The following is an 11,884-nucleotide window of genomic DNA, read 5'->3' as shown; positions in this document are numbered from 1 at the left end:
GGTTCTCTGTCTGGATGACAAAAAACAGGTTAGACGCGAAAAAACAGTGGGCACATTCTAGCATCTGACGGTGAATCCTCAATGCATGCCCGCCGGTTGCCCTCCGGGAAAAGGGGCTTTTCTGTCAGTAAAACCAGCACATTGACTAAAAGCGCGACAGGATGTTTAAAAATAAACCGAACGCACATTTATGTTTTAAAAAGCGTTGACTCAAAATCAACTATCCCTATAATGCGACTCCACACAGCGGGGGTGATTAGCTCAGTTGGTAGAGCATCTCCCTTACAAGGAGGGGGTCGGCGGTTCGAACCCGTCATCACCCACCACTCTTAACAGGGTGCCCGCAGTGAACAGGTATGAAGATATGGGTGATTAGCTCAGTTGGTAGAGCATCTCCCTTACAAGGAGGGGGTCGGCGGTTCGAACCCGTCATCACCCACCATATCTTGCCTGTTAGCAGTATCGAAGTACGAAGTGGGTGATTAGCTCAGTTGGTAGAGCATCTCCCTTACAAGGAGGGGGTCGGCGGTTCGAACCCGTCATCACCCACCACTTCGGGTCGTTAGCTCAGTTGGTAGAGCAGTTGACTTTTAATCAATTGGTCGCAGGTTCGAATCCTGCACGACCCACCAATTCAGAATAAAGCGCCTTTGGGGCGCTTTTTTCGTTTCAGGGGCACGGACTCTACCGTGCAGGATGAGAACCTGCTGCAGGTTCGACTGAATCGCCCGGTGATTCAGGCTGATGCGACAGCATCACCCGGAGGGCGAGGCCCAGGATGGGCCGAGGCTATCCTGCACGACCCACCCATTCAGAATAAAGCGCCTTTGGGGCGCTTTTTTCGTTTCTGCTGCACTGACATTGGCTTCTTAAATAAGCGCCTGCCTTTTCGAAACCTTAACAATCTACGCTCTCAAGTCGTTTCGCAGCGTGCCGATAACGTATGTGACCACTTACAGGGAGAAAATGATGTCTTCAATTTCCGGAATTTTAAGCAGTGCGGTCAGTAGCGGTGACAGCGGCGGCGGCAGTGTGGCCTCGCAGGTTGCGGCGCTGAATAAACAGATTCAGGGTGTGTTAACGCAGGTTAAGGAGCTGGCTGACAATAAAGAACTGACTGACGAACAGAAGTCTGAGATGCAGCAGATGTACCAGTCACAAATCACCATGCTGCAGGCACAGATTGCACAGCTGGAACAGAAACAGGCTGAGCAGGATCAGCCAAAAAGTGACAGTTCGCCCGTAAGTGAGATCAAAGCGGACGGGATTAACCGCCCAACCGATACTAACAAAGTTGACGTTTATATCTAAAACGCCGGTTTAACCGCGCGTTGTTGCGCCAGCAGCATCGCCTGCTGGCGTACCTCCTGCCAGATCGCTTCGGCAGCCGGGGTCAGCGAGCGGTTTTTACGTTTAATTAGCGTCAGGCTACGATTAATTTCCGGATAGAGGCGCCGCACCGTGAGGGCGCGATCCGCTGGTAAGGGTAACGCGAGCGCAGGCAGAATACTGATGCCGATTCCCACCTGTACCATCGGGAACAGCGTGGCGGGATGACCAATCTCCTGCACGACTTCAGCCCTGATATTCTGCTGCTGCATTGCCGCATCAATCAAAACCCGACTGCCTGAAGCGTAATCCTGCAATACCATCGTGCGACCATCGAGCATCGCCCATTCAGCCCTTTCCACTTTCGCCAGCGGATCATCTTCGCGACATAACAGCAGGAAAGGCTCATCCAGAATCGCGATGCTATCGAAATCGCTGTCGCTGAGCGGCCCAATCACGATGCCGAAATCGACTTCGGCGTTACGCACACTTTGCAGCACCCATTGCTGGGCGCGATCGTGAAGAATCACTTTGATATCGGGAAAATGGTGCTGGCTGGCGGCCAGACATTGCGGCATCAGATGCGCGGAAATGGTCTGGCTGGCTGCCACTCTGACCGTACCACTGCGCTGCTCGCCAAAACTTCGGATGTCCAGTAGCGTGGTATGAATCTCCTCCAGCAGGCGCTCCATGCGTGACGCCAGCTGTTTTCCCGCCTCTGTCAGCATCACCTCCCGGGTGGTTCTGTCCAGCAACCGCACGCCGGTTTCGGCTTCCAGCTCTTTAATACTGTGGCTGACTGCCGACTGGCTCAGGCCTATCGCCTGCCCTGCCTGACTGAAGCCACCATAGTGGGCCACGGCAATAAACGTTCGCAGCTGACGCAGGGTATAATTCATCGATTGCGCTCATAGATTAATTCAATAAATCAATTTTATTTCTAAAACTACTTGCCGCACAATCGCGCTATTGAATAATTTACCGGAATTTAGCAATGGGCTTTCTAAAACTCGATCCGATGATGGTTAAACTGATCATCACCGTGCTGCTGGCCTCTTTCCTGCCAGCAAAAGGGATCTACGTTGATATCTTCAGTTACCTCGCGACGGCAGCGATAGCGCTGCTGTTCTTTATGCACGGTGCCAAACTTTCGCGTGAAAAGATCATCGCAGGCAGCAGTCACTGGCAGTTGCATCTGTGGATCATGTTCAGCACCTTTGTGCTGTTTCCGGCACTGGGTCTGCTGCTGGTCTGGTGGCATCCGGTTGATGTCGGTCCGGAAATTTACACTGGTTTTATCTACCTCTGTATCCTGCCGGCTACCGTCCAGTCTGCCATCGCCTTTACCTCAATGGCGGGCGGGAATGTCGCGGCAGCGGTGTGCAGCGCCTCGGCATCGAGCCTGCTGGGTGTGTTTATTTCACCGTTGCTGGTGAATCTGGTTATGGATATCCACAGCAGCGCGCCGAGTGATGGTCTGGAGCAAATCGGTAAGATTATGCTGCAACTGATGGTGCCTTTCATTCTGGGTCACCTCTCACGTCGCTGGATCGGTGGCTGGATTGAGAAACACCGTAGCCTGATTGGCAAAACTGACCAGACTTCGATTCTGCTGGTAGTCTATTCCGCCTTCAGTGAAGCCGTGGTGAACGGCATCTGGCATCGCGTTGGATTAATGACGCTGGTGTGGATTGTGGCCGGTTCCATTATTCTGCTGACCGCCGTGCTGCTCATCAATCTGCTGGCTTCGCGTCTGTTCCGCTTTAAGCGCGCCGATGAAATCGTGGTGTTGTTTTGTGGCTCGAAGAAGAGTCTGGCGAATGGCGTGCCGATGGCGAATATTCTGTTCCCGGCCAGTACGGTGGGGATTATTGTGCTGCCGCTGATGATTTTCCATCAGGTACAACTGATGGTCTGCTCGTTTATCGCCGGACGCTACAAGAAGACCAATGAGAAACAGCAGGCTCTGCAGGTGAAAGATTCAGTGATGGAGTCTCAGAAGTAAAACCGTTGCCCGCCTGTGCGGGCACGATTATGTGCGGGTCTGGAGCGGCTTAACTAATCCCTCCAGGCCCTCTGTTTTTATGGTCAGGGTCAGTTGCATAAGATCACCAAGCTGACCAGACGGAAAGTCGCCACTGCGGGCAAACCAGAGCAGATAAGGCTCTGGCAGATCGATCAGCATCCGCCCTTTGTATTTGCCAAACGGCATAGGCGTATTGGCTATCGCCACCAGCTGATGCTCATCCATTTCAGGCACCCAGCAGGCGGATCATTTCCGCTTCATCAATCACTTCAATGCCCAGCTCCTGTGCTTTCGCCAGCTTTGAACCGGCCGCTTCACCGGCAATCAGCAGATCGGTTTTCTTCGATACGCTGCCGCTGACTTTTGCCCCCAGCGCGATAAGCTGCGCTTTGGCATCATCGCGGTTCATCTGCGACAGCGAACCGGTCAGCACCACCGTTTTACCGGCAAATGGACTGTCGATCTCTTCGGCTTTCACCACGACCACCTGCGGCCAGTGAATGCCGATGTCGTCTGTCAGCTGGCGGATAACCTCACGGTTGCTCTCCTCCTCCATGAAGTTGCGCACGTGTGCGGCAACGACTTTGCCGACATCCGGCACGGCAATCAGCGCCTCAAGATCGGCATCCATCACCTTTTGCAATTCACCAAAATGGTTAGCCAGATTGGCGGCAGTAGCCTCACCCACTTCGCGAATGCCCAGCGCATAAAGGAAACGCGCCAGCGTGGTCGACTTCGCTTTCTCCAGCGCGTCGACGATATTCTGCGCCGATTTCGGGCCCATACGATCCAGGCCTGTCAGCTTGCCGGCCGTGAGACGGAACAAATCGGCAGGCGTATCGACGTACTCTTTTTCCACCAGCTGATCGATAATCTTATCGCCCATACCGTCCACATCCAGCGCCCGACGCGAGACAAAGTGCTTCAGTGCCTCTTTACGTTGCGCACCGCAGATCAGACCGCCAGTGCAGCGCGTGACTGACTCGCCTTCGACCCGCTCCACCTCGGAACCACAGACCGGGCAATGGGCAGGAAAGACTACTTCACGCGTCTCTTCAGGGCGTTCAGCGATCACTACGTTGACCACCTGCGGGATCACATCACCGGCACGGCGAATCACCACACGGTCGCCAATGCGTAATCCCAGCCGCTCGATTTCATCCGCATTATGCAGCGTGGCATTGCTGACGATGACGCCTGCCACCTGCACCGGCTCAAGACGAGCCACCGGCGTGATAGCGCCCGTGCGGCCAACCTGGAATTCGACGTCACGTACCCAGGTCAGCTGTTCCTGTGCCGGGAATTTGAAGGCAATCGCCCAGCGCGGTGCGCGCGCCACAAAGCCCAGTTGCTCCTGTAATGCCTGTGAATCGACCTTGATCACCACGCCATCAATATCGAAACCCAGGTTCGGACGCTGTTGCTCAATATCCCGATAGAAGGCCAGGGCTTCTTCGGCGTTATGCACCAGCTTAATGCGGTCGCTGACCGGCAGGCCCCAGGCTTTGAACTGTTGCAGGCGCCCCATGTGACTGTGCGGCATCTCCCCGCCTTCCAGCAGGCCAAAACCGTAGCAGAAGAAGGTCAGCGGACGTTTAGCGGTAATGCGCGGATCAAGCTGACGCAAAGAACCCGCAGCTGCGTTGCGCGGGTTAGCAAAGACTTTGCCGTCAGTGCGTCGCGCTTCCTCATTCAGCTTTTCGAAGCCGCGCTGCGTCATAAATATTTCGCCACGTACTTCCAGCCGGGCCGGGATATTGTCCCCTTTTAGCCGCAGCGGAATCGCGCGAATGGTACGAACGTTGGCGGTAATGTTCTCGCCGGTAGTACCGTCACCGCGCGTCGCGGCCCGGACCAGCAGGCCATTTTCATACATCAGGCTGACTGCAGCCCCATCGAGCTTGAGTTCACAGCAGTAGGTAATGTCGTCACTGCTTTTCAGCCGATCCTGCACGCGCTTGTTGAAAGCCATGAACGTGGCTTCATCAAAGGCGTTGTCCAGCGACAGCATCGGGACTTCGTGGCGGACCTGCTCAAATACCGTTAGCGGCGCAGCACCTACGCGTTGCGTCGGCGAGTCCGGGGTAATGAGATCGGGGTGTTCCTCTTCCAGCTGACGCAGTTCACGCATCAGACGATCGTATTCGGCATCCGGCACTTCCGGCGCATCCATGACGTGATAGAGATATTCGTGATGGCGCAACGTGGTGCGCAGTTCGGTGATGTGATCCTGGACGGATTTCATATAGCCCCATCAGATAAAAAACCCCCGACAGGCGGGGGTTTATTTTAACAATTCAGATAGCGGTCAGCGCAGGTCTCAGACGCCAACCACATCGCGGATACGCGCTTTGTAGGTTTCCAGCTTCTGCGGCGTCATCATGCGACGCTCATCATCCAGCACGACACCGCCAACGTCATCAGCGATACGCTGTGCCGACTGCAGCATCAGCTTGAAGTTCTGATTCGCGTCACCATAAGAAGGCACCATCATAAAGATAGAGATGCCTGGCGTGCTGAAATCGGTCATCAGGTCCGGGTTGAACGAGCCTGGCTTAACCATGTTAGCCAGACTGAACAGGACCGGACCGCTGCCTGCAGGACTGAGATGACGATGGAAAATATTCATTTCACCAAACTGGAAGCCCGCCTGCAGAATCCCCTGCAACAATGCCTCACCGTTCAGCTCACCGCCCGAATGGGCGGCAACATGCAGCACCAGTACCGCTTCTTTCGGTTTTTCCGCTGGCGCTTTCGCTGCAGGCTGTGAAGGCGCGGGAGCCGGCGTTACTTCAGGCTGTGGCTCAGGTTCTGCCTGGTACTGCGGAGCGGGCTGGACAGATTCCAGCGGATCGAGATCCAGCAGCGGGTCAGCCTGAACGGGCGGCGCAACAAATGTCGGTGCAGGCTGCTGACGAACCGGTTCTGGGCGCGGCTGCGGAGCAGGCTTCGGCGCCGTGTTGAAAAGCGGATCGCTTTCTGGTTCAGGTTGCGGTGCGGGTCGTGGCGCAGGCTGACGCACAGGCTCAGCAGGCGCTTGCTTACGCGGCGCTTCTGGCTGTGGCTCACGAATCTCATCGAAACGCGGTTCCTGGTGTGTGCTGCGATCGGAACGAACGCGAACCTCGCCGACGCCGTCATCTTCGTCGTCAATCAGGTCCTGCTCATCATGTTCTTCACGTTGTTTCAGACGTTTGTGCGGGCGATCGCGGAACACTGACGAACGCTCTTTACGGCTGGTCCACAGCCCGTGAAGAAGGAGCGCTATAATGGCGATCGCGCCAACAACGATTAATATCAGACGCAAATCCTGCATCATTGTATTCTCTGTTGTTCCAATACCTTGCCACCGCGGCAAACTTTATCCTCTAACTGTATTTGCCCTGCTACACAAGTGCAAGTCTGTGCACTATTTTCTGACAAATAAGATAGGCAACCCACGCTTTTTCGCTGTTTTTTTACCCAAACGGCACCTGGCCTGGAGAAAAAGCCAGGTTATAGTGGGCACGCCTCAACACTTTCAGGAGAAATGGCTTTATGGCCCGTGAGAATTCGGTCTCAGATTTTAACGGCACGCACTACTTTAGCCAGGGCTGGAAACTGGTCCGTCTGCCTGGTATTCGCCGCTTTGTGGTGATGCCGCTGCTGATTAACATTATTATGCTCGGTGGCGCATTCATCTGGCTGTTCTATCGTCTCGGTGACTGGATCCCGCGCCTGATGGACCATATTCCGGACTGGCTGCAGTGGCTGAGCTATCTGTTATGGCCGCTGTCGGTGATTGCGATTGTGCTGGTGTTCAGCTACTTCTTCTCGACGCTGGCAAACCTGATTGCCGCTCCTTTCTGCGGCCTGCTGGCCGAACAGCTGGAAGGCCGTCTGACCGGCAAGCCCCTGCCTGACAGCGGCTGGGCAGGAATGATCAAAGATGTGCCGCGCATCATGAAGCGCGAGTTGCAGAAGCTGGGCTATTACCTGCCCCGTGCGCTGGGACTGCTGCTGCTCTACTTTATTCCTGGCTTTGGTCAGACGGTTGCGCCCGTTCTGTGGTTCCTGTTCAGTGCCTGGATGTTATCCATTCAGTATTGCGACTATCCGTTCGACAACCATAAAGTGCCGTTTCAGCAGATGCGGAACGCCCTGCGTCGCCACAAAACCGCGAATATGCAGTTCGGCGCACTCACCAGCCTGTTCACTATGATTCCGATCCTGAACCTCGTGATTATGCCGGTTGCCGTTTGCGGTGCCACCGCCATGTGGGTCGATCGCTATCGGCCGCAGCTGGCACGCAATGAGGTGCGCTAGACTCATCAGCGCGCCTTATGCTCTTTTTCGCAGGGCTTATTGCCGGGGGACATATAGATATACGATTTCTTTCCTTCCGCCCCCAGGCAGAACAGGTATGCTCATAGGGTTCCCAATAATTCATACAGTTAAGGGCAGGCTATGAGTAAGATCTATGAAGACAACTCTTTGACAATTGGTCATACGCCGCTGGTTCGACTGAACCGCATCGGTAACGGCCGCATTCTTGCGAAAGTTGAATCCCGTAACCCGAGCTTCAGCATTAAATGCCGTATCGGTGCCAATATGATTTGGGACGCAGAGAAACGCGGTATTCTGAAACCCGGCATTGAGCTGGTGGAACCGACCAGCGGTAACACCGGTATTGCGCTGGCCTACGTGGCTGCTGCGCGTGGTTACAAACTCACGCTGACCATGCCGGAAACCATGTCGGTGGAACGTCGTAAGCTGCTGAAGGCGCTGGGCGCGAAGCTGGTTCTGACCGAAGGTGCTAAAGGCATGAAGGGCGCCATTGGCAAAGCGGAAGAGATTGTCGCCAGCGACCCGGACAAATATGTGCTGCTGCAGCAGTTCAGCAACCCGGCTAACCCGGAAATCCACGAAAAGACCACCGGCCCGGAAATCTGGGAAGACACCGATGGCGAAGTGGATGTCTTTATTGCCGGTGTCGGCACCGGCGGTACGCTGACCGGCGTGAGTCGCTACATCAAAAACACCAAAGGCAAAAAAGAACTGATTACTGTCGCGGTTGAGCCGACCGATTCACCGGTGATTGCGCAGGCGCTGGCAGGTGAAGAGATTAAACCCGGCCCGCACAAAATTCAGGGTATTGGTGCCGGCTTTATTCCGGGTAACCTTGAGCTGAACCTGGTTGACCGCGTAGTGGCCATTACCAATGAAGAAGCGATCAGTACGGCGCGCAGGCTGATGGAAGAAGAAGGTATCCTCGCCGGTATCTCTTCCGGTGCTGCCGTCGCCGCCGCGCTGAAGCTGCAGGAAGACGAAACCTTCGCAAATAAAAACATCGTGGTGATTCTGCCCTCCTCTGGCGAACGCTATCTGAGTACCGCGCTGTTCGCCGATCTCTTCACTGAGAAAGAGCTGCAGTAGCCGGAGCCGATAGTCTGAAAATGTCGAAAAAAGCACCCATTCGGGTGCTTTTTTGTGGTGCAGATCTCACTTTCGCCACCCGGCAGATTGATTTCAGTGATGCCGATCTGGTATTCAGACTGCCAATTATTTCGATGCCTGAAATTAATCCGCATTTGAAGTGGATCAAGCTGAATCGATTTACGGATTCAGTGAAACGGCGAATCACGGCATAATTAACCGGTGACGTGTAGAATCGGTTTTGAGACGCAACGGATTGTAGATTTGACGCATGCGCGTCTTTGGTCAGCATGAAGCTATACCCGCGCACCTACACAGGCTAAAGTGAAGGCTCCAGGCTAGACTTTAGATCCATAACACTCATCCTGATAACGTTGGGGAAATAGAATGTTCCAGCAAGAAGTTACCATTACTGCACCAAACGGTCTGCATACTCGCCCAGCTGCGCAATTCGTTAAAGAAGCTAAAGCTTTCCAGTCAGAAATCACCGTGACCTCTAACGGCAAATCAGCGAGCGCGAAAAGCCTGTTCAAACTGCAGACGCTGGGTTTAACCCAGGGAACGGTTGTGACCCTTTCCGCGGAAGGTGAAGACGAGCAGAAAGCAGTTGAGCATCTGGTCAAACTGATGGCTGAACTGGAGTAACCTCCGCTCAGCTCTCCAGCCAATAGACTCCTCTGCGCCATTGAGTGCAAACATCTTGATCGCGGACAACCTGTCCGCGTTATTGCTTTCGTAGAGTACGTGTCCCGCGACAATGGCACCGCAAAGAGTCCCATCAGCCATCGTGATTAAAAGGTAGCGTTATGATTTCAGGCATTTTAGCATCACCAGGTATCGCTTTCGGCAAAGCACTGCTGCTGAAAGAAGACGAGATCGTCATCAACCGCAAGAAAATTTCTGATGACCAGGTTGAGCAGGAAGTTCAGCGCTTCCTCGATGGCCGCAGCAAAGCGGCATTACAACTGGAAGCGATTCGCGTCAAAGCGGGTGAAACCCTCGGTGAAGAGAAAGCAGCCATCTTCGAAGGCCACATCATGTTGCTGGAAGATGAAGAGCTGGAGCAGGAAATCATCGACCTGATCAAAAAAGATCACGCGACTGCCGATGCTGCTGCTTATTCGGTCATTGATGGCCAGGCGAAAGCACTGGAAGAGTTAGATGACGAATACCTGAAAGAGCGTGCGGCTGACGTGCGTGACATCGGTAAGCGTCTGCTGCAAAACATCCTCGGTCTGCACATCGTTGACCTGAGCGCGATTCCGGACGAATCCATTCTGGTGGCCAAAGATTTAACGCCGTCAGAAACCGCACAGCTGAACCTGAAAAAGGTGCTGGGCTTTATCACCGATCTGGGTGGCCGTACCTCACATACCTCAATCATGGCGCGCTCGCTGGAAATCCCGGCTATTGTCGGCACCGGCAATGTAACCGTCACGGTTAAAAACGGCGATTTCCTGATCCTGGATGGCGTTAACAATGCGATTCACGTCAATCCTTCGGAAGCGATTCAGGAAGAGCTGAAAGCCGTACAGAACCAGTATCTGTCGGAAAAACACGAATTAGCCAAGCTTAAAGATCTGCCAGCCGTGACGCTGGATGGCCATCAGGTTGAAGTCTGTGCCAACATCGGTACTGTGCGTGATATCGCCGGTGCTGAGCGTAACGGCGCGGAAGGCGTTGGCCTCTACCGTACCGAATTCCTGTTCATGGATCGCGACTCTCTGCCAAGTGAAGAAGAGCAGTTCCAGGCGTATAAAGCCGTTGCTGAAGCGATGGGTTCACAGGCCGTTATCGTGCGTACCATGGATATTGGCGGTGACAAAGATCTGCCTTACATGAACCTGCCGAAAGAAGAGAACCCGTTCCTCGGCTGGCGTGCTATCCGTATCGCGATGGACCGTAAAGAGATTCTGCATGCACAGCTGCGTGCCATCCTGCGCGCCTCCTCCTTCGGTAAACTGCGCATCATGTTCCCGATGATCATTTCGGTTGAAGAAGTACGCAGCCTGAAAGCGGAACTGGAACTGCTGAAAGCGCAGTTGCGTGAAGAAGGTAAAGCCTTTGATGAAAGCATCGAAGTCGGCATCATGGTAGAGACCCCGGCTTCAGCCGTCATTGCCCATCACCTGGCGAAGGAAGTCGACTTCTTCAGTATTGGGACAAACGATCTGACGCAGTATACTCTGGCGGTCGATCGTGGTAATGATTTGATCTCGCACCTGTACAACCCAATGACGCCGTCTGTGCTTAACTTAATCAAGCAAGTCATTGATGCATCTCACGCTGAAGGTAAATGGACCGGCATGTGTGGTGAGCTGGCAGGTGATGAACGTGCTACACTACTGTTACTGGGAATGGGGCTGGACGAGTTCAGCATGAGTGCCATTTCTATCCCTGGCATCAAGAAAATCATTCGTAATACTAATTTTGAAGATGCGAAGGCATTGGCAGAGCAGGCACTGGCTCAACCGACAGCGGAAGACTTAATGAGCCTGGTTAACAAGTTCATTAAGGAAAAAACGCTCTGCTAACCTGCATGATGCTGGCCCCAAATTACTGCTTAGGAGAAGATCATGGGTTTGTTTTCTAAACTTTTTGGCGAAAAAACGGATAGCGCTGGGACAATCGACATCGTAGCGCCTCTGTCAGGCGAAATCGTGAACATTGAAGACGTACCAGATGTGGTGTTTGCAGAAAAAATCGTGGGCGACGGTATTGCGATCAAACCCAGCGGCAACAAAATGGTTGCGCCTGTTGATGGCACTATCGGCAAGATTTTTGAAACCAATCACGCTTTTTCGATCGAATCAGACAACGGCATCGAGCTGTTCGTCCACTTCGGTATCGATACGGTTGAACTGAAAGGTGAAGGCTTCAAACGCATTGCTGAAGAAGGCCAGAAGGTCAAAAAAGGCGACGTGGTTATTGAGTTCGATCTGCCGTTGCTGGAAGAGAAAGCAAAATCAACCCTGACACCGGTTGTCATCTCCAACATGGATGAAATCAAGGAATTGATTAAGCTGTCTGGCCAGGTCACCGTCGGCGAAACGCCGGTAATTCGCATCAGGAAGTAAGCATTCGTATATAACATAACGGCACCTGCGGGTGCCG

At 53.7% G+C, this 11,884-nt stretch carries 11 protein-coding genes, 4 tRNA genes and 1 other RNA gene; 12 read left to right on the top strand and 4 right to left on the bottom strand.

Features of this window, described 5'->3' with window-relative positions; translation table 11 throughout:
- Window positions 1-250: 250 nt before the first annotated feature.
- The 6 genes from IV493_RS04490 to IV493_RS04465 all read left to right on the top strand — a co-directional run bounded on the left by IV493_RS04490 (window position 251) and on the right by IV493_RS04465 (window position 1,311).
- Window positions 251-326, top strand: a tRNA-Val gene (locus IV493_RS04490).
- A gap of 40 nt (window positions 327-366) precedes the next feature.
- Window positions 367-442: transfer RNA gene (locus IV493_RS04485), tRNA-Val, on the top strand.
- 34 nt (window positions 443-476) lie between these two features.
- A tRNA-Val gene (locus tag IV493_RS04480) sits at window positions 477-552 on the top strand.
- 4 nt (window positions 553-556) lie between these two features.
- A tRNA-Lys gene (locus IV493_RS04475) sits at window positions 557-632 on the top strand.
- A gap of 43 nt (window positions 633-675) precedes the next feature.
- A non-coding RNA gene (locus IV493_RS04470) (RtT sRNA) lies at window positions 676-809 on the top strand.
- 160 nt (window positions 810-969) lie between these two features.
- Window positions 970-1,311, top strand: coding sequence for a FlxA-like family protein (locus IV493_RS04465; RefSeq protein WP_013358650.1), 342 nt, complete (start codon window positions 970-972; stop codon window positions 1,309-1,311).
- Here IV493_RS04465 and IV493_RS04460 read toward each other — a convergent pair.
- Entirely contained in the window at window positions 1,308-2,228 is a 921-nt protein-coding gene (locus IV493_RS04460) for a LysR family transcriptional regulator (protein ID WP_013358651.1), read from the bottom strand. The genes IV493_RS04465 and IV493_RS04460 overlap by 4 nt on opposite strands.
- 95 nt (window positions 2,229-2,323) lie before the next feature.
- On the opposite strand from IV493_RS04460, the gene IV493_RS04455 reads away from it, so the two are divergent.
- A complete protein-coding gene (locus IV493_RS04455) occupies window positions 2,324-3,334 on the top strand; it encodes a bile acid:sodium symporter family protein (RefSeq protein WP_013358652.1) in 1,011 nt (336 codons plus the stop codon).
- Window positions 3,335-3,361: 27 nt separating this feature from the next.
- Here the strand turns inward: IV493_RS04455 and IV493_RS04450 are convergent, their stop codons facing one another.
- The 3 genes from IV493_RS04450 to zipA form a co-directional block, all read right to left on the bottom strand.
- Window positions 3,362-3,580, bottom strand: coding sequence for a DUF3820 family protein (locus IV493_RS04450; RefSeq protein WP_041457009.1), 219 nt, complete (start codon window positions 3,578-3,580; stop codon window positions 3,362-3,364).
- A 1-nt stretch (window position 3,581) separates the two neighbouring features.
- Window positions 3,582-5,600 (bottom strand): NAD-dependent DNA ligase LigA, encoded by a 2,019-nt coding sequence (gene ligA / locus IV493_RS04445; RefSeq protein WP_147789505.1) that lies wholly within the window; start codon window positions 5,598-5,600, stop codon window positions 3,582-3,584.
- A gap of 75 nt (window positions 5,601-5,675) precedes the next feature.
- On the bottom strand, window positions 5,676-6,674 hold the full coding sequence (zipA, locus tag IV493_RS04440; protein ID WP_033783817.1) for a cell division protein ZipA: 999 nt from the start codon (window positions 6,672-6,674) through the stop codon (window positions 5,676-5,678).
- A gap of 218 nt (window positions 6,675-6,892) precedes the next feature.
- On the opposite strand from zipA, the gene cysZ reads away from it, so the two are divergent.
- The 5 genes from cysZ (at window position 6,893) to crr (ending at window position 11,847) form a co-directional block, all read left to right on the top strand.
- Window positions 6,893-7,660 carry a sulfate transporter CysZ gene (cysZ, locus tag IV493_RS04435; RefSeq protein ID WP_195857794.1) on the top strand — a complete coding sequence of 256 codons (768 nt, stop codon included), beginning with the start codon at window positions 6,893-6,895 and terminating at the stop codon, window positions 7,658-7,660.
- Window positions 7,661-7,801: 141 nt separating this feature from the next.
- Window positions 7,802-8,770, top strand: a complete 969-nt coding sequence (gene cysK / locus IV493_RS04430; protein WP_013358657.1) for a cysteine synthase A — start codon at window positions 7,802-7,804, stop codon at window positions 8,768-8,770.
- 387 nt (window positions 8,771-9,157) lie between these two features.
- The gene (gene ptsH / locus IV493_RS04425; protein WP_003848868.1) at window positions 9,158-9,415 is read left to right on the top strand and encodes a phosphocarrier protein Hpr; all 258 of its coding nucleotides are present in this window, start codon (window positions 9,158-9,160) and stop codon (window positions 9,413-9,415) included.
- Window positions 9,416-9,576: 161 nt separating this feature from the next.
- Window positions 9,577-11,304 carry a phosphoenolpyruvate-protein phosphotransferase PtsI gene (gene ptsI, locus IV493_RS04420; RefSeq protein ID WP_013358659.1) on the top strand — a complete coding sequence of 576 codons (1,728 nt, stop codon included), beginning with the start codon at window positions 9,577-9,579 and terminating at the stop codon, window positions 11,302-11,304.
- A gap of 42 nt (window positions 11,305-11,346) precedes the next feature.
- Window positions 11,347-11,847: a PTS glucose transporter subunit IIA gene (gene crr / locus IV493_RS04415; protein WP_008926530.1), complete on the top strand. Its 501-nt coding sequence runs from the start codon at window positions 11,347-11,349 to the stop codon at window positions 11,845-11,847.
- Window positions 11,848-11,884 lie beyond the last annotated feature (37 nt).

Source organism: Pantoea sp. SM3640, assembly GCF_015654165.1.
GTDB classification, from domain to species: domain Bacteria; phylum Pseudomonadota; class Gammaproteobacteria; order Enterobacterales; family Enterobacteriaceae; genus Pantoea; species Pantoea vagans.
This window is presented reverse-complemented; position numbering and strand designations above follow the sequence as displayed.

Coding starts and splice junctions, on each gene's coding strand:
- crr (WP_008926530.1), top strand. CDS start 11,347: ATGGGTTTGTTTTCTAAACTTTTTGGCGAAAAAACGGATAGCGCTGGG.
- zipA (WP_033783817.1), bottom strand. CDS start 6,674: ATGATGCAGGATTTGCGTCTGATATTAATCGTTGTTGGCGCGATCGCC.
- ligA (WP_147789505.1), bottom strand. CDS start 5,600: ATGAAATCCGTCCAGGATCACATCACCGAACTGCGCACCACGTTGCGC.
- IV493_RS04450 (WP_041457009.1), bottom strand. CDS start 3,580: ATGGATGAGCATCAGCTGGTGGCGATAGCCAATACGCCTATGCCGTTT.
- ptsI (WP_013358659.1), top strand. CDS start 9,577: ATGATTTCAGGCATTTTAGCATCACCAGGTATCGCTTTCGGCAAAGCA.
- IV493_RS04465 (WP_013358650.1), top strand. CDS start 970: ATGTCTTCAATTTCCGGAATTTTAAGCAGTGCGGTCAGTAGCGGTGAC.
- IV493_RS04460 (WP_013358651.1), bottom strand. CDS start 2,228: ATGAATTATACCCTGCGTCAGCTGCGAACGTTTATTGCCGTGGCCCAC.
- cysZ (WP_195857794.1), top strand. CDS start 6,893: ATGGCCCGTGAGAATTCGGTCTCAGATTTTAACGGCACGCACTACTTT.
- IV493_RS04455 (WP_013358652.1), top strand. CDS start 2,324: ATGGGCTTTCTAAAACTCGATCCGATGATGGTTAAACTGATCATCACC.
- cysK (WP_013358657.1), top strand. CDS start 7,802: ATGAGTAAGATCTATGAAGACAACTCTTTGACAATTGGTCATACGCCG.
- ptsH (WP_003848868.1), top strand. CDS start 9,158: ATGTTCCAGCAAGAAGTTACCATTACTGCACCAAACGGTCTGCATACT.